This is a genomic window from Paraburkholderia sp. MM5482-R2 (assembly GCF_050436125.1).
Taxonomy (GTDB): Bacteria; Pseudomonadota; Gammaproteobacteria; order Burkholderiales; family Burkholderiaceae; genus Paraburkholderia; species Paraburkholderia tuberum.
Map to the genome: position 1 here is coordinate 1,206,999 of NZ_JBNDLP010000003.1, position 16,859 is coordinate 1,223,857.

The following is a 16,859-nucleotide window of genomic DNA, read 5'->3' on the forward strand; positions in this document are numbered from 1 at the left end:
CGGCGCAGCGCGATTGCGCCGTCATGCCCGTGCGTGCCACCGCGCGCGGCGTAATCCGCTTTATCGGCCGTCAGGCCGGTTATGGCAACGTGATCGTCATTCAGAACCCCGCACCGTTTTCTACGACGTTCGCGCATCTATCGCACTTCGCGAAAGGACTGCGCTCCGGCAGCCGCGTAATGCGCGATCAGGTGATCGGCTATGTCGGCAAGACCGGTTGGGCAACCGGACCGCATCTGCATTTCGAGGTCCACGTGAACGATGTGCCGCAGGATCCGCTCAAGGTCGACCTGCCGCAGAAGAGGTCGCTTGCCGGCGATGAATTACGGCAGTTCGAGTCGCGTGTCGCGCAATTGACCGCGCTGCTGTAAGCCGCTTGCCGTCTCAACTTTGCGACACGCCGGTCCGCATGATTCAGGCGCGCTTTCGTCGCATGACGTGTCGGCATGTTGACCGGTACGGGTCGCAAACCTTGGTCCGTCAATGCGCGTTCGGGTATTCCCGCGCGCGTGGAACGACGTGTACGAGCCAGCACGAAGGCGTCGGGGCATCCCCGCGGCGTCTCATTTCCGATGCATTGCGTGCGATCAGGCCCGCTTCGAAGTGCCCCGGCAGGCATTTCTCCATACGTAGCAGGCCTTCATTCCAGCATGGCATAGCCATTGCAATGACGAATGCACAAGAACTACACATGTTGCAGCCGGAATTTCACGCAGTGAACAAATGCCGACGGCAGCAAAAGTCTCGCGATTCGCGCTCGGGGAGCTTGGCGCAACTTGCGAGGTGCGGCGGGGCCAATAGCAAACGGATGTCGACAAACAACGACGACGCGAGCGGACGATACGGCTGCATCTAACGTCCGCTCGCGATCGTGACGGCGTGAAGCGATGACCCCGCCATTTTTTTCCGTGCTTGCGGGTGAAGCTGAATTCGCGGCGGGCCCCCGCTAAAGGGCGCTTGCGTGCGGGCCGGCGGGCTGCGAAGATCATGCTAACGACCGCCGCATCAGGGAATTTCATGTTAGCGTCGAGCCCGTTTCCCGCATTGCTGCACCACGCGAGCCTGTGGCTGCAAGCCTACGCGCTCGTGCTGGTCATGATGGGCGTCGGTGCGTTGCTCGAGCGTCGCTGGCCAGCCGCATTGCTGCAATCGCGCGCGGGGCAGCGTCTGAACATGGCGTATGCGGGTCTGTATCTGGCGTTGGCGGAAGCCACGAAGCCGCTGACGGCAGCCGCGAGCGTCGCGATCGTCAATGCACTCGGCGGCGGGATGGTGGTGCTGGTGTCGCGCGGGTGGGGCGCGCTAGCTTCGTTCGTGATCGTGCTGCTGACGATCGATTTCCTCGAATACGCGTTTCATCGCTTGCAGCACACATGGCCCATCCTGTGGAAGCTGCATTCGCTGCACCATAGCGCGGTGGATTTCAACGTGACGATCACGTTGCGGCATCATTGGATAGAAGTGCTGCTCAAGGGCTGCCTGCTTTATCCGCTCGTCGGCGTACTGTTCAAGGTCGAGCCGTGGATCGTCGGTGCGACCTCGATCGTGTTCATGTTCGGCAACTATTTCGCGCATCTGAATCTGCGCATGGACCTTGGCCGCTACGTCACGTGGGTCAACAATCCGCAGTATCACCGGCTGCATCACTCGATTCGCGCCGAGCATTTCAATCACAACTTCACGCAGCTGTTGCCGATGTGGGATCACGTGTTCGGCACGCGTTGGGTGCCCGCGAAACACGAGTGGCCCGCCACCGGTCTGGACGATGGTACGCAGCCGAGTTCGCTGTTGGGCGCGTTCAGCTGGCCATTGGGTCAGCATGCGGCACGCAACGCGTTACCCGTTCGCAAGCCGCTTGCCGTGCTCGACAAGAAAGCGAAATAACGCTCGCTACGCGGGTTGCGCGGCGCGCACCGCGTTGCCGCCCAGCAGCGACACGATCAGCGTGGCCATCACGAGCACGCCCAGCGCCGCGCGCAGGCCGAGCACGCCGGCACCGAAACCAATCAGCGGCGGCCCGACCAGAAAGCCCGCATAGCCGAACGTGGCCGCCATCGACACGCCGATCGCCGGCGTCGCGTTCGAGCGACCCGCCGCGCTGAAAATCACCGGAACGATATTCGCGAGACCGATGCCGACCATCGCGAAGCCGACGCACGCGGTCAGCACCGTCGGCAGGCTCAGCACGAGCGCGAGTCCGGCGAGCGCGATCAGACCGCCGAGCGCGACGACCTTGCTCGAACCGAAGCGCCGCACCGATGCGTCGCCGGCGATCCGGCAGGCCGCCATCGAAAACGCGAACGCGGAGTAGCCGATCGCGGCGACGCTCGCTTCCTGGTTCAATGTGGAGCGCAGGTACACCGCGCTCCAGTCGGCCACCGCGCCTTCGACGAGCATGCACATGAACGCGAGCAGCGCCAGTTTCATCACGCTGCTGTCGGGCCATGCGAAGCCGCTCGACGCGGCGGCCGCGCGCGGACCGATATCGCGCAACGCAAACGACGTGGCGAAAATGATCAGGGCCGCGATGAACAGATCGGGCGCGAACAGCCCGCCCATGACGCCGACGCCGCTTTTCTGCAACATCGCGCCGCTCGCCGCGCCAAGCAGGCCGCCCGCGCTCCACGCGGCATGAAACGACGACATGATCGGCGCGCGCCAGCGTGTTTCGATCGCGCTCGCATGTCCGTTCATCGACACGTCGAGCGCGCCGTTCGACGCGCCAAGCGCAAACAGCACCACGCACAACGTCAGCATGCCCGGCGCGAGCGCGGGCAACGGCAGCGCGATCGCGAATGCCGCGCCGAGCAGCGCGGTGGCGCGGCCGCTGCCGACGCGCGGCGCGAGCTGTCCCGCGAGCGGCATCGCAACGATGGCGCCGAGCGCGAAGCAGAACAGCGCGATGCCGAGCGAGGCGTCGCTGAGCGCCAGGCTTTCCTTGATGCGCGGCACCTCGACCGCCCATGCGCCGATGCCGAAACCGTTGGCGAGAAAGACGGCGAGCGTCGCGATGCGTTCCCTGACGAGTGAGTTCATGGGCGTGCCGCCATCACGTTATCGCAGACGGCCCGGAGGCTCGCGACACGCGCGTCCGGCACGTCCGCTTCGACGAACAGATAATCGACGGCCGAAACAGGCGCTACCGCGAACGGCGCCGCTGTCATGAGCTTTTCCGAGGTCAGCGCGATGGCGATCTGGCTGCTCGCTTTGACCATCGCGCGTTTCAGTTCGGCGTCCTCTGCGTCGAATACGGCGACGCCTTCGTCGGGGTCGAAGGCGCAGGCGCCGAGAAAACAGAGGTCCGCGCGGATCTGCTGGATCTGTAGCAGCGCGGTCGCGCCGAGCGAGCCCGCCGCGCCGCCGGCGATGCGGCCGCCGATCAGGATCACGTCGATACCGGGGCGGTTCAGCAGCCGCGCGCAGGCCTCGGGCGAATTCGTGACGACGGTCAGGCCGGCGTTGTCGGGCAGCGCCGCCGCGATCGCGACGTTCGTCGTGCCCGCGTCGAGCAGCACGATCTGCTTCGGACGAACGATCGATACGGCCGCCGCGGCAAGGCGTGCCTTGCGATCGACGGCCTCATGCATGCGCAGCGCCGCGGGTTTGTCGGCGGGCGACATCAGTAGCGCACCGCCGTACACGCGCTTGCAGTGCCCCTGATCCGCGAGATCGCGCAGATGACGGCGCACCGTGTGCTCGGAGATCTGCAGCTCGGCGGCCAGCTCGGCCGCGAGCACGCGACCATGCGTGCGCAATCGCTCCAGAATCAGTGCTTCGCGCTGCTCGGGCAGTAGCCCGTTGATCGCATCTTCCCGGGTTCGCTGCATGGGTCTCGTCTCCATTTCGGCGTGAATCGATCATAAGCGAGCAAAATATATCGTAAACGCTCGTGAGGCACAAGCGGTGCGCCCCGGCTCGTCTTGATCTCACGCCACGCCGTTCGGTTCCGGTCGTGAGTCACGGCCGAAAACCAGCCGGTCGAGCAGCCACACCGCGACGAGCGTTGCGCCCATCAGCGGGAAAACGACGCCGAGAAGCGCGAGGCCGGTTGTCCAGCCACGCATCGGCGGCGCGGCGCGCTCGCGCGACGGCACGCCGAGCGAGCGTTGCGGCCGACGTTTCCACCACATCACGAAGCCGGTCACAGCGAGCGCGCCAAGGCCGAGCGAAATAGCCGCGCACAGTATCTGATTCGCGACGCCGAAGTAGCGACCCATATGCAGCGAGGTGCCGTACGACACGGCCTTCGCGATCGCGCCGTAATCGCCGTAGCGAATGTCCTTCAGGATCGCGCCGCTGTATTGGTCGACGTACAGCGTGCGTTCGTCTTTGGGATTCGCGGGGAAATAGGAAAGCGTGTAGACGCCGGCTGCGGAGCTCGGCAGCACGATGCGGTAGCCGTCCGCGATACCGAGCGACGCGGCGAGCGCGACGATATGCCCGAGCGACAGAGGCTGCGCCGCGTCGGTGGCTGCGGAAGAGGGCACGCTCGCGTTGCCCGCGGCCCACGGCGTCAGCGGCAACGGCAGGTCGTCCATGACCATGCCGGGCATCGAGTCCATGTCGGCGCGCTTGGCATGCGCGAGCGTGGCGCTCGCGTGGCCCGGGTGGTCCGAGGGCGTTCCCGGCACGATGGAGCGCAACGGCAAACCGCCCCACGCGCCCGGCGGAGCGCCAAGCTTCGTCGCGGTCGCGAACGCCTTGAACTGTTTGCCCCACGAGCCGGTCCACGGCAGCCCCGTCAATACGAACGCAAGTGCGCCGAGGGCGAGCCAGATGCCGATCACCGCGTGAAGACTTTTCCATAGCGGACGTCCTTTCAGCGCCAGGCGCGGCAGCAGCACCGCGCGCGCGGTCGTTTTGCCGCGCGGCCACCATAGTGCGACGCCGGTGCCGATCATCACGAGCGTCCAGCATGCGGCCAGTTCCATCAGCAGTTCGCCGGGCTTGCCGAGCAGCAGCTTGCGATGAAGCATGCGATCCACCTGCATCAAGCGATGCTCGACGCTCAGCGTGCCCAGCACCTCGCCGCTATACGGATTCAGATAGATGCTCTGCTGCGAGCCGTCCGCGAGACGAAATACGAATTCGGCGCTGCGTTGCGGATCGCGCGTGATCACGGCGGTCGTCGCGATCGAGCCGGGCGGCATCGCCGCGCGCGCTTTCGCGAGCAGCGCGTTGTCGGCCAGCCTCCGGACGGCCTGCGGTGCGACGACCAGTTGCTGTCGATAAAGCAGCGGCTCGATCTGCGGCTGGAAGCAATACAGCGTGCCGGTGATGGCGAGCACGAGTAGAAAAGGCATCACGAAGAGGCCCGCATAAAAATGCCAGCGCCACAGTGTTCGATAGCCTGGATGTGTCGGGCCGCTCGTGGCGGCGGTTGTACCGTTCTGCGCGCGCACGCGTTCGGCGGTTCGAGTCGTGGACATGAAATCCTCGTCGGGCAAATGGGTCGATGGTTCGTGTGCGACAAGCGGCTTGCCGCGTCTTGCATCAGGCTTAGATATGCAGCTTCGCTTCGACATAAAACGTGCGGCCCGGATACGGGTGGTAGACGAAGTAGCGCGCGTCGAACAGGTTGTCGACGCCGATGCCGAGTTCGCTGAGCTTCGTCGGCTTGAACGTGAACTTCGCGTCGACAACCGTGTAGGTGCTGGTGCCGCCGAACACGTTGGGGTTCGTGTCGGTATTCGTCAGCGTGTTGTACTGACGACCCGAGTAACGCGCAGCGAGCGTCAGCGCCGCGCGCGCGTCGAAGTGATACGTCGCGGCAAGATTCGCGCGCCACAGCGGAATGCGGTAGAAGTACTTGCCGACCGAGGCCGGATTCCGTGCGTTCTCGAGGATCTTCGACTGCGTGTACGCGACGCTCGCGAGCAGATCGAGCCCGCGCACGAACACGTCCTCGCCCGAATAGCTTGCTTCGACGCCGCGCGAGCGAACCTTGCCGATGTTCTGGAAGTTCGTCACGCTCGGAATCACGGTGGTGTCGGTCTGACTGAAGATCGTGTTCTTCACGTCGTCCTGAAACAGCGAGAAGCGGAACACGCCATTCCAATGCGCCCATTCGGCGCTCAGCTCTTTCGACAGATCGTCTTCGGGCTGCAAATATGGATTGTTGTTGACGATCGCGGAGCCGTTGATTTGCCCCTGGAACAGTTCGCTCGCGGTCGGAAAGCGATACGCGCAAGCGATCGACGCGCGCAAAGTCAGCTCGTCGCTGACATCGAACGATAGCGACGCCTTCGGCGAAAGGTGGCGCTGGCTGGCATCGCTGTACGCGATCGTCGTGCCGGGCAGCGACTGTGCGCCATCGTAGGCTTGCCAGTCTTCATAGCGCGCGCCGTAGACGAGCTTCCAGCGCGGCAGAAAGCGCCACGCGTCCTGCGCATAAAGAGCTTGCGTCTGCGTCTTGCCGGTGAACGCGTTGGCGAACGAGGTCGCGTCGCCGTCGCGCCAGTTCAGCGTGTTGTAGGTCTGGTTGTCGACGAAGTAGTTGTCGTAGTGGTAGCCGACGCTCAGTGCGTGATTGGCCAGTCCTGGCTGGTTCGTCGCAGGCGTATAGGTGCCGCGCAGGTCCAGCGTCTTCCAGCCGGTGCCGTCGTTGAACAGCACGGTGCCGGGGCCATTGCCCGGGCCGCCGGCATTCGCGGTGCGTGCGACGCCATTGCCGATGTCGTAATACGAGGCGATCGCCTCGCCGTTCCAGCCGGTCGCGTTGCGCGTTTTCAGCGACACGCCGTAGAGCCAGTTCTCGCTGTGCCCGACACCCGGCGCAAACGCGGCCGCCGGAATCGTGTAGTGGTAACCGTTGATCGATACGTTGCCGCTGTACACAGGGTTGCCGGCCGCGTCGCGCAGGAACGTCGATGTTTCGCTGTTGTACGTCTGGTGCCAGTAGCCGAGCGTGAAGCCGCCCTGCAGCGTCGGCGTGAAGTCGTACTGCATCTTCAGCTTGAACTGGTCCTGCACCGTGTGCTCGATGCCTTCGCCGTTCACACCGAGCACGGCCGTCGGCGCATTGGTCTGGTTGTTGTAGAAATAGGCGCCGGTGACGGGCGTGTCGCCGGCCTTGGCGGGCATGGTCGATTTAGCGAGTGTTGCGAATTGCAGCGGCTGACTCGTGTTCTCGAGATGATTGACGCCGAGCCGGTACGAGAACTTGCCGATGCTATCGCCGATCGACGCGCTCGCTTCGCTGCCGTTGAAGCTCTGGTTCACGCCGAACAGGCTGAAGTGCTGCGTGAATGCCTTCACGTCGGCGTTGGCCTCGAACTGCTTTGGCATGCGCGTGCTGATCAGCACGGTCGCGCCGAGCGAATTGCCCGGATACAGCGCGGAAAACGGCCCGTAGATTACGTCGACCTGCTGGATTTCGTCGGGATACACCATCGACCAGCGCGGCGGAAACGAATAGCTATTGCCGAGCAGGTTGCTCAGCAGCAAGCCGTCCGCATAGACGAGGCCGCGCGCGCTCTGCGTATTGCTGGTGCCGCGCACCGCGATGATCGAATTCAGATCGCCGGTAAAGCGCTTGCGTACCGCCAGGTTCGGCATGTACTTGAGCACGTCCTCGGTGTTGACGACGTTCCAGTTCGCGAACTGATCGCGCGTCACGGTTTCGACGGAGGCCGGCAGGTTCGGGTCGACGGCGCGCGGTGCGGCGCTCGCGCTTGCGCTCGCACTGACGCTGACGGCGGGCAGCGTCGCGTCGGTGTTTGCGTCGGCGGCATGCGTGGGTGTTGCGACGAAAGCCGGCACGAAGGCAGGCATGAGCGCGGGCCAAAGAACGGAACGACGAACCGCGCGATGAGCGGAAAAGACAGCGTCACGACGGACGCAATAAGAGAGCCTTCGCAGCGCGAAGTTGAACATGAGCGTTTCCTCGATGCATTGAACAGGCGATCGCAGGCCTCGTCGATGTGGGCGACGAAGGCGCGATCAGAACCGGTAGCGATCAGGAAACGGCAGGTGGGGCGCGCGGACGTCCCGACGGGAAGGCGCCAAGCGGGGTGAAGCGGGTGGACAGCGTCGGCGGCGCGGTGCCGGCCAGCGGCAGCGCGGCCGGCGGCTCGACGGCGGCGAGCGTCGGCATCGCGACGTGATGTTCGAGCAGATGACAGTAGCCGCAGGCGCCGAAGGCATCGTCGTGGCTCAGATGCACGGGCGCGGGGCTGGTTTGAGCGACGACGCTCGCATCGCTCACATTGCTTGCACCAGCCGGATGAAGCGCCGAACACAGCGCGGCAATCGGCTCGTGGGCACGGCCCGATTCGAGCAACTGACTCACGAGCGGCGCGAACACGACGAGCCACATGGCGACGAGGCCAAGCCATGCGGTCAGGTGGTTGCGTGAGTGTCGAGTCATGATCGTCGAAGAAAAGACGGGCGCGATTCTAGCATCACCGCGCGATCCTTTCATTCGCAATGACGGGCATAACGGCGGATTAGACGGTGAAAAAGCGCTTATTTCGGGGCGCTGAGGCCGAGGCGACAACCAGCGAGCCGTGGCGCTATGTTCGGCCGGGCAGTTCGTCGACGCGTTGCCCCTCGTCGCGCCGCAGCTCGAAGATTCCGCCTTGCCGAACGATCAGCGGGCCGAAGCGTTCAATACTGCCGGTGCGTGTTCGTTCGCGCTGGGTCAGTGGGCGAGCGCGTGCGGCAGGCGTGCGTCGAGCGATTCGGCGGCGCGCTATGACGCCTCTGTGAGCTGCATGTGATACAGGCCCCACGGCGACAATTCGAAGCGGTCCTTCAGTGGCTTGGCCGCGAGTTCGGGAATCTGATCGGCGTCGTAGATCGCCCATAACGGCCCCACGCCGCCGAGCGCCAGCGGCTTGCCGTCCATTTGTGTCGCGACGATGAAGTGATACTCGCGCACCTTGTCGAGCGTCGTCAACACCGCGTAGCCATCGACCGCGTGCATGACGATTTGCGTGCTGCCCGCGTCGGGCGCGCCGACGTTTGCGAGCACGTCGGTGAGCAGCGGGCCGCTAAACGTATGCATGTGCGCATCGTATTCGATCGTCGGATGGATCGTCACGGTCTTCATGCTGGCGAGCCACGGCAGATCGACGCCGTACGCTTGCGAAAACTTCACCTGGTGCTTCGCCAGCAGTTGATCGAAAGCGGGATTGAGCGCGCCGCGATTGCTGTGCTTGATCGCGCCGGAGATCGTCAGGACGACCGGAGACGGCCCGCATTCGGCGTGCTCACGCTTCGCGCCAAATGCGGGCGCGACCGCCGCGCCCAGTGCCGCGGCGCTGGTCAGGAACTGGCGTTTGTTCATTACGTTTTCTCCGGGTGTCGTCGAGGCGCCGCGTGGTGAGGTGCGCGCTCTTCTATTGTCGGAGAATTGTTGCCGCAAGTGATACGGCGATGCTTCATTAACGCGTCATTCGCTATGCTATTTCCGCTTGCGGCTCGTGCCGGAGCCGGCACGGTTCCATGCGCGGCGGTCCAATGCGGTGCGCGTCTTCGCAGGTTTATGACGAAGTCCTTTTCCAATGCCCATGGACGCACGAACCAGGCGCAACGCAAGAAGCCTCCACTCTTTGTCGCCCTAATCAATGGAAGTGCTCAGTTCGCGCCGATACTGACGGTGCGCGTCACATCGACGACCGACAGCCGGATCGCGTCGATCAATGCGCGCGCGGCCGGTGACGGCGTGCCCGCCGCGCGCATCGTCAGGCCGATCTCGCGCCGCGTGTTGTGCAGCGGTACATCGAGCACCACCAGTTGCCCGGACTGAATCTCGTGATGCAGCTGCTGCGCCGACAAGGCCGCCGCCATGTCGGTACCGAGCAGCAGGCCGCGAATCACCGCGAGGTCGGCGGTCTCGACGGTCGGCAGAGGAGGCTTCACCTTCATCCGCTTGAATTGCGTTTCGAACAGCGCACGCGCCGGCGCGTTGCTGCGCGGCAGAATCCACTGCGCGTCGCGCAGACCCATGATGGTCAGATCGTGCGCGTGAGTCAGCGGATGACCGCGGCGCACCAGCACCACCATGTCTTCCGACATCAGCCGCTCGTTTTTCAGGCCGCTCGTCGCGTCGTTGTCGCGCAGCGCGCCGAGAATGAAATCGATGTCGCCCGCTCGCAGACCGGCCACGAGCGTCTCGTATGCGCTTTCGTCGGTGACCACGCGCACGCCCGGATTCTCCGAGGTCATTCGCGCGATCGCCTTCGGCAGGATCAGCGTGCGCCCGAGCGGCAACGCGCCGACTGTCACCGAGCCCTGAATCTTGCCGTGCAATGCGGCGATATCGTCGGGGACGTGGCGCAGTTCGTTCAGCGCGCGGCGTACGTGAAGCAGGAACGTCTCGCCCTCGGCCGTCAGCAGAATGCCGCGCGGGCTGCGGTGAAACAGACTCAGTCCCGAGCCGCTTTCGAGTACCCGGATCGCGGTGCTCACCGCGGGCTGGCTGATGCCGAAGGTTTTTGCCGCGCTCGGCATATGCCGATGCCGCGCGAGCGCCGCGAATAGTTGCAACCGCCGCGTGTTGAGCAGATACGCGGGCAATGCGCCTTCCGCGACGGGCCGGCGGCGCGTCTGTCGCGCGGTGCACCATCGGGCGAGTTCTTCGAGTTCAGCGAAGATCCGCTCGCAGCGATGCAGCACCGCGCGGCCGACCGGAGTGGGCAGCATGCCCGAAGGACCGCGATCGAACAGCGGTTCGCCGAGCGCCGACTCGAGCTCCTGCACGGAGCGCGTGACCGCCGACTGCGCGCGAAACAACGCGGCCGCCGCGCGCGTCGCGCTGCCCATATCGGCGACGAGCCGGAATGCGCGCAGTTGCGCGAGATTGAGCAGGTCCTTGCTGCTGACCGACAGCGGCGCTTTGGCGCTCGCCTGGCTGGTGGCGGCGGAAAGCGTGTCGTTGCTCATGCCGCGCCCGCGATCAGATGCAACGACGGCAGCGACAGATTCAGACTTTCCTTCGAGATTTGCGTGTGCTCCTTCATCAACGCATCGACGCGCGCGCCTTCGCCTTTTTTCAGCGCGTCGACGATCGCGTGATGCTGGCGATGCGCGTACGTCAGCATCATGAATTGACGCTCGCGCGCGGATTCGTCGAACGCGATCGTGAACGGCGACACGAACGGCACCTTGTCGTTCAGACTGAGCGCGGCCGTGACCGCCTGGTTCTGCGCCGCTTCGACGATCAGCGCATGAAAGCGGCCGTTCATCTGCGCGTAGCGCACGTCGTCGCCTGGCTGCAGATGCTTTTGCTCGAAGATCGCGTCGCCTTCACGCAGGCAGTCGTCGAGCGCGGCGGCGAGCGCGGGGCTCACGCCGTTTTCGGCGACCGAGCGCGCGGCGAGTCCCTCGAGCACGCCGCGCACGTCGATCGCGTCGAGCACGTCGCGCACGCCGAAGCGGCGCACGACGTAACCGCGCGAGCCCGAACGATCGAGCAGGCCTTCCGACGACAGCACGCTCAACGCATAACGCAGCGGCGTGCGCGACACGCCGAGCCATTGCGCAAGCTGCGCTTCGACGAGCCGCTGCCCGGGCGACAGTTCGCCCGACAGGATCTTCTCGCGTAAGGTCTGCACAATCGCTTGCTGGGTGGTCTCGTTCATCGTTTCGTCGCTCGTCGGAAGCAGCGCAGTATAGCCACGCGTGCAGCACCGCTCCAAGCCTTAAAAATGGGCGTTGCGAGTTGTTTTCCGGGCCATCTGTTTTATTTATCGCGTGCCGAGATGCCAAGGCGTCGCGGAAGGCTTGCCTCACCGGCTTGGGATACCGAGGGAGCCCTGCGCGGCGTGGGTCGGGGTGCGCTTCATCCGCGCTTTGGCCGCGCAAATGCCGGGTTTTTACTCGTCAACCCGGCGCTGCCTGAGGTATACCCGTGCTTCCCGTATCGCGGCACAATTTCTATCTTTGTATCCCAAGACGGTCATGGTGACTAGCGCGGTAAACCTGGCGACCTATCCGATTGGCAGCAGCACGAAGTGACGGAAGAGAACGAATATGGCAAGAATCATTGGTGGTATCGGCACGTCCCATGTACCCACGATCGGGTTGGCGTACGACAAGGGCAAGCAGAACGAACCGGCATGGGCGCCGATGTTCAAGGGTTATGAACCGGTGGCGCAGTGGCTGGCCGAGCAGAAGCCCGACGTGATGGTGATGTTCTACAACGACCACGCGAACAGCTTCTTCTTCGACTGCTATCCCACGTTCGCGCTCGGCGTGTCGCCCAACCACGAGTTCGCCGATGAAGGCGCCGGCAAGCGTCCGCTGCCCGACATCGCCGGTCATCCGGATCTCGCGATCCATATCGTCGAGCAAGTGGTCGCCGACGAATTCGATCTGACCGTCTTCCAGGACCGCCCACTCGATCACGGCGTCAATTCGCCGCTGTCGCTGATGCTGCCGCATCAGGGCGGCTGGCCGCTGTCGCTGGTGCCGCTCGAAGTGAACGTGCTGCAGTATCCGCTGCCCACCGCGAATCGCTGCTACCGGCTCGGCCAGGCGCTGCGTCGCGCGATCGAATCGTTCGAGCAGGATCTGAAGGTCGTGGTGGTCGGCACGGGCGGGCTGTCGCACCAGGTGCATGGCGAACGCAGCGGCTTCAACAACACCGAATGGGACATGGAATTCCTCGACCTGATCGTCAGCGATCCGGAGCGTCTTGCCGCGATGAAGCACGTCGATTACGTGCGCCTCGGCGGCGCGGAAAGCGTCGAGACGATCATGTGGCTCGCGATGCGCGGCGCGCTGGGTCAGAAGGTCCGCGAACTGCATCGCAGCTACTACCTGGCGACCAGCACCGCGATGGCCGTGACGATCTACGAAGAAGAGGTGGCGTAATGAATCCGCAACTGGTTGGCGTCGAAGAACTGACCGGCACGTATCCGTTCGATATCCGCCAGAGCATGAAGGCGATGCGCCTGAACCGCTTTTTCTGGCAGATGCGCGAAGCGTCGGCGCGCGCGCTGTGGCTCGAAAACCGCACCGCCTCGTACGATGCGGCCGGCCTGACGCCGGAAGAACGCACGCTGGTCGACAACACTGACTGGATCGGTCTGATCCGTTATGGGGTGTCTTTCTTCGTGCTCGAGAAGTTCGCGCGTGTGGTGAAGATCACCAATCTCGGCGTGTACGCGAGCATGCGCGGCGAAACGCTCGAAGCGTTTCTGAAGACTCGTCAGGTACCCGACGCCGTTTAAAGGCCGCGCATCAAGGCAGCGCTGTCCGCTGGGCAATCCGATTTGAAGTTCCGATGTGTAGTTCAAACCATCCGGCTTACTTCGACCCGGCCGTGATTATCGGCGGGTTCATGTCGCATATCTTCTTTACTGTGCCGTTGGCGTTGACCGTCAAGCGGTTGAAAGGTAAAGGGCTTTGGCTATACGTCGAAAACGGCCGCACGCTCGCGTCTGTCGTGATCGACGGAGATAACGACACGGCTGTCGCTCATTTGCGCTGGTTCATCGTCGACGATTCTTTGCGCGGCGCCGGGATTGGACGGCAATTGCTGTCGCATGCCATGCGTTTCTTCGACGAGCGGTTCGACGAAACCTATCTATGGACGTTCAAGGGGCTCGACGCGGCGCGTCATCTGTACGAGTCATTCGGCTTTCGGCTAAGTGAAGAATCGGAAGGCACGCAATGGGGAACACGCGTGGTCGAGCAGCGTTTCAACCGGCTTTGCGCAAGGAAAGGCGATAACGGTACTGCGTGATCCGCGCGGCAGCGAACTCGACGCCGTCGGTCAGTGCGCGAGGACCGACGCCGCGATCCGGTCGGCCAAATCGCCGAGAACGCGGCTCAACGCGGCCGCCTGCGCGAGCGCATCGTGTCCATTGATCGCGGAGTCGAGCGTCACCTGCTGCCGCAGCGTCGCCTGATCCGAGTGCCCGGCCAGCAGCGTCCACTCCGCTTGCAGCGTCAGCGTGCCGCTCGGGTCGGCCGTGGCATTCAGCACGGTGACGACCAGCGTGCGCGTGCCGGGCGGCGCGGGTGCATCAGGAACGACGAACGATCCGGCGGGCAGTCGCATGAGCAAGTCCTGGGCAAGCGTTTTGCGCATCATCAGAGCGAGCGGTGCGCCCCACAGGTCGCTATCGTCGATCGTCAGCCGGTTCTGCGAAGCCAGCGTGACGACTTCGAGCCGATCGAGCACCGCGGGAATATGCACGGCGGTCAGTTGAATCGGTGGGATCGGCGCCGTGGCGGCCGGCGCGTCGGCGGGCATCGGGTTCAACGTCACATAGCGTGTCGGTATGCTGTGTCCGCATCCGGCGAGCGTCATCGCCGCGACGGTTACGACAAACGCCGCCGTCCTGACGCTCGTCGCGAGCGATGCCGCGACGGCGCGTCCGACGGGGAACGTGGACCTCGTCATCATTGAGCCTCCTGCTGCCTGCCACGGATCAGCGCCTCCGGATGGCGGTCGAGATAGTCGGCCAGTGCCCGAATCGAGCGTGCGGTGTCGGTCAGCTCCTGCATGGCGGCAGGCAGGTCGTTCTGGCTCGACGCGTCGCCGCCTAGCGTCCGGTTCGCCGCGGCAACGGTGCGATCGGCCGCGTTCGCCGTCTCGCGCAATTGCGCGACGAGCGGACCGATCTGTGGCGAGACCTGCTGCAACGTGTGATCGATCTGCGCGACCGAGTGGTCGATGTGCGTCAGGCTGTCCTTAATCTGAGGCGAGGAACTGAGCGCGTTGATATGCGCGGCGATACTGCGGACCTGTTCGCCGGTTTGCCGGATCGGAAGATCGTCGATTTTCTGGATCACCTCGTTGGCCTTGGCCATCGTCGTGTCGAGATTCGCGGCGGCGACACTCGGAATGACGGGCAGGCCGTCCTCGCTGGCGAGCGTCGCCACCGGCGCGCCTTGCACGAAGTCGAGGTTGATCTTGTCCGCGCCGACGAGCGGCGGATCTTGCGATAACCGCGCGCGCAAGCCTGTGGCGACGAGGCGGGTGAGCATGCCGTCGACGAGCGGGCGCCAGTCCCCGTTGGCCGGTGGCGGCGCGCCGACGATGCCAAGCTGCGACGGGTTCAGCGCGATCTGCACCGGGGTGCTCAGCGCGCCCGTGCGTGCGTCGTAGTTCAGGCGCACGCTGGTGACGGTGCCCACGTCGAAACCGCGCAATTGCACATCGGCACCACTCTTCAGGTCGCCGACGGCGCCCTCGAAGCGCACCAGATAGGTGACGACCGGGCCGTGCCCCGGCGCGAGCGCGGGGCGGCGATCGACACCGTCGAAATGCGATGCCGGTTCGCCGGGCCCGGGCTCCATCACGATCTCGGGGCCGGTCAGCACTCCCTTGATCGACGCTGGATCGTTGAGATCCACGTGTGCGCCGCGCAGATAAAACCTGGTCTCGCTGCGCAGATACTTTTTTTCGGCGCGATCTATCTTTAGCTCGGCTTGCACGTGTCGGCCATCGGGCGCGAGCGTAATCTCCGAGACGGCGCCGACCTTCACGCCGCGCAGCGTGACGATCGTGTCGTCGGGCTTCATGCCGTACGCGTTGTCGAAGGTTACCGTGACCGTCTCGCCATGATGCATCAACGCGCGAACGCCGAGCCATCCGGCCATCGCGAAGGCTGCGACCGGCACCGCCCAGATCCAGCCGGGCCACGCGCTGCGCCGCACCTGAGCTTGCGAACGACGGGGACGCGTGCCGCTCATCGCTTGCTCCGCGGGTGGACGTCCCACATCAGGCGCGGGTCGAATGCGCGCGAAGCGGCCATCGTCAGAAACACGACCAGCGCGAACGCGGTGGCGCCGATGGCGGGTCTCGCCGAGGCGATGCCGTCGAACTCGATCAGCGGCACGAACGCGGCGATCGTGAACACGTCGACGTACGACCATCGGCCGAGTTCGTCGATCAGGCGGTACAGATGCGCCTTGACCCGCAGATGCCGGCGCGAACGGCGCCGAACGGAGACTACGAACCATGCCATGCCGAGAATCTTCGCCACCGGAATGACGATGCTCGTACAGATGATCAGAATGCCGAGCGGCCACAGGCCAGCGTGAAACAGCTGGTAGACGCCGTCGATGATCCGGGTTGAGTGGGTCCGCCCGAGTTGCATCGAAGTGGTCATCGGAAAGAAGTTGGCCGGGATCGTCAGAACGAGCGCGGCGAGCGACAGCGCAGCCGCGCGCACGACGGCGTCGGTTTTGCGAGCGCGCAACGTCAGTGCGCAGCGAGGGCAGGGGCGCCCCTCCTGCGACATCGGCACGACCAGATCGCAAACCGTGCAGGACAGCGGCGCTTCATGTTCCGGCAACTCGTTTTCCGCGGCGATCGCGCGCCACACGGTTCTCCGGTCGAGCGACGCGCGCGTGAGCATCGACAGCAGCGCCGCGGCGATGAAGCAGTAGCCGCCGGGGGCGATCGTGCCGGTCAGATTCTGCGTCACGCGCGCGTAACCGACGAAGCAGCCGACCAGATAGACGTCGGGCATGGCCCAGATATCGAGCGAGGTGGTCCAGCGAAACAGCGCGCCGATTCCTCTGGTACGCCGGCCGAGCCGCAGCGCGGCGAGGACGATCACGAGGCCGCCAAAGCGGATGAATGGCAGCACGATACCGAAGGTGCCGAGCAGTACCGCGAGAATGAACCAGCCATCGTTCCACATCTGCACGATGCCCGACGACAGCAGTGATGAGCGTTCGACGCCGAGCATGTGGACATACATCAGGGGCGCGAGGTTGGCCGGAAACAGCAATACGAAGGTCGCGCTCGCGCAGGCGAGCGCCGCGGTCTGGCTTCGGCCGCTACGCCGCTCGAGCGGAAAGTGACAGGCGCGGCAACGCGCGTAGGTATGGGCGGTGAGCGGCGGGATGTCTTCGAGCGCGCCGCATTCGGGGCAGCCGATCGTCATGCGACG

The 16,859-nt window shown here is 64.6% G+C and carries 15 protein-coding genes and 2 pseudogenes; 6 read left to right on the forward strand and 11 right to left on the reverse strand.

From position 1 onward, the window contains the following. Window positions 1-23 precede the first annotated feature (23 nt). A complete protein-coding gene (locus OKW37_RS27720) occupies window positions 24-371 on the forward strand; it encodes a M23 family metallopeptidase (RefSeq protein ID WP_429402806.1) in 348 nt (115 codons plus the stop codon). Window positions 372-1,269: 898 nt separating this feature from the next. Further along, window positions 1,270-1,707, forward strand: a pseudogene (locus tag OKW37_RS27725) (sterol desaturase family protein); the annotation flags it as partial. A gap of 183 nt (window positions 1,708-1,890) precedes the next feature. Here OKW37_RS27725 and OKW37_RS27730 read toward each other — a convergent pair. The 5 genes from OKW37_RS27730 to OKW37_RS27750 all read right to left on the reverse strand — a co-directional run bounded on the left by OKW37_RS27730 (window position 1,891) and on the right by OKW37_RS27750 (window position 8,368). Continuing rightward, window positions 1,891-3,036, reverse strand: a complete 1,146-nt coding sequence (locus OKW37_RS27730) for an MFS transporter (RefSeq protein ID WP_429402807.1) — start codon at window positions 3,034-3,036, stop codon at window positions 1,891-1,893. Next, window positions 3,033-3,827 carry a DeoR/GlpR family DNA-binding transcription regulator gene (locus OKW37_RS27735; protein ID WP_429402808.1) on the reverse strand — a complete coding sequence of 265 codons (795 nt, stop codon included), beginning with the start codon at window positions 3,825-3,827 and terminating at the stop codon, window positions 3,033-3,035. Before OKW37_RS27735 ends, OKW37_RS27730 begins: the two co-directional genes overlap by 4 nt. A 99-nt stretch (window positions 3,828-3,926) precedes the next feature. Then, window positions 3,927-5,429 carry a PepSY-associated TM helix domain-containing protein gene (locus tag OKW37_RS27740; protein ID WP_429402809.1) on the reverse strand — a complete coding sequence of 501 codons (1,503 nt, stop codon included), beginning with the start codon at window positions 5,427-5,429 and terminating at the stop codon, window positions 3,927-3,929. A gap of 70 nt (window positions 5,430-5,499) precedes the next feature. Further along, window positions 5,500-7,773, reverse strand: a complete 2,274-nt coding sequence (locus OKW37_RS27745) for a TonB-dependent receptor (RefSeq protein WP_429402810.1) — start codon at window positions 7,771-7,773, stop codon at window positions 5,500-5,502. 184 nt (window positions 7,774-7,957) lie between these two features. After that, on the reverse strand, window positions 7,958-8,368 hold the full coding sequence (locus OKW37_RS27750; protein ID WP_018423374.1) for a DUF2946 domain-containing protein: 411 nt from the start codon (window positions 8,366-8,368) through the stop codon (window positions 7,958-7,960). A gap of 139 nt (window positions 8,369-8,507) precedes the next feature. Between OKW37_RS27750 and OKW37_RS27755 the strand changes: the two genes are divergently transcribed. After that, window positions 8,508-8,720, forward strand: coding sequence for a hypothetical protein (locus OKW37_RS27755; RefSeq protein ID WP_429402811.1), 213 nt, complete (start codon window positions 8,508-8,510; stop codon window positions 8,718-8,720). On the opposite strand, the gene OKW37_RS27760 is transcribed toward OKW37_RS27755, so the two are convergent. The 3 genes from OKW37_RS27760 to OKW37_RS27770 form a co-directional block, all read right to left on the reverse strand. Continuing rightward, window positions 8,693-9,289 carry a molybdopterin-dependent oxidoreductase gene (locus tag OKW37_RS27760; RefSeq protein ID WP_184064395.1) on the reverse strand — a complete coding sequence of 199 codons (597 nt, stop codon included), beginning with the start codon at window positions 9,287-9,289 and terminating at the stop codon, window positions 8,693-8,695. The two genes, OKW37_RS27755 and OKW37_RS27760, sit on opposite strands and share 28 nt — an antisense overlap. A gap of 290 nt (window positions 9,290-9,579) precedes the next feature. Then, window positions 9,580-10,887 (reverse strand): LysR family transcriptional regulator, encoded by a 1,308-nt coding sequence (locus OKW37_RS27765; protein WP_184064399.1) that lies wholly within the window; start codon window positions 10,885-10,887, stop codon window positions 9,580-9,582. Further along, the gene (locus OKW37_RS27770; protein WP_429353288.1) at window positions 10,884-11,585 is read right to left on the reverse strand and encodes a GntR family transcriptional regulator; all 702 of its coding nucleotides are present in this window, start codon (window positions 11,583-11,585) and stop codon (window positions 10,884-10,886) included. Before OKW37_RS27770 ends, OKW37_RS27765 begins: the two co-directional genes overlap by 4 nt. 391 nt (window positions 11,586-11,976) lie before the next feature. On the opposite strand from OKW37_RS27770, the gene OKW37_RS27775 reads away from it, so the two are divergent. From OKW37_RS27775 to OKW37_RS27785, 3 genes and pseudogenes are all read left to right on the forward strand, one after another. Then, window positions 11,977-12,819, forward strand: a complete 843-nt coding sequence (locus OKW37_RS27775; RefSeq protein WP_429402812.1) for a gallate dioxygenase — start codon at window positions 11,977-11,979, stop codon at window positions 12,817-12,819. Next, window positions 12,819-13,178 (forward strand): protocatechuate 3,4-dioxygenase, encoded by a 360-nt coding sequence (locus OKW37_RS27780; RefSeq protein ID WP_090806862.1) that lies wholly within the window; start codon window positions 12,819-12,821, stop codon window positions 13,176-13,178. Before OKW37_RS27775 ends, OKW37_RS27780 begins: the two co-directional genes overlap by 1 nt. A gap of 164 nt (window positions 13,179-13,342) precedes the next feature. After that, window positions 13,343-13,693, forward strand: a pseudogene (locus tag OKW37_RS27785) (GNAT family N-acetyltransferase); the annotation flags it as partial. Window positions 13,694-13,723: 30 nt separating this feature from the next. Here OKW37_RS27785 and OKW37_RS27790 read toward each other — a convergent pair. The 3 genes from OKW37_RS27790 to OKW37_RS27800 are packed head-to-tail and all read right to left on the reverse strand — an operon-like array spanning window position 13,724 to window position 16,853. Beyond that, on the reverse strand, window positions 13,724-14,359 hold the full coding sequence (locus tag OKW37_RS27790) for a PqiC family protein (RefSeq protein ID WP_429402813.1): 636 nt from the start codon (window positions 14,357-14,359) through the stop codon (window positions 13,724-13,726). Further along, a complete protein-coding gene (locus OKW37_RS27795) occupies window positions 14,356-15,651 on the reverse strand; it encodes an MlaD family protein (RefSeq protein WP_429402814.1) in 1,296 nt (431 codons plus the stop codon). Before OKW37_RS27795 ends, OKW37_RS27790 begins: the two co-directional genes overlap by 4 nt. Beyond that, a complete protein-coding gene (locus OKW37_RS27800) occupies window positions 15,648-16,853 on the reverse strand; it encodes a paraquat-inducible protein A (RefSeq protein WP_429402815.1) in 1,206 nt (401 codons plus the stop codon). The genes OKW37_RS27795 and OKW37_RS27800 overlap by 4 nt, the downstream gene beginning before the upstream one ends. Between the last annotated feature and the right edge of the window lie 6 nt (window positions 16,854-16,859).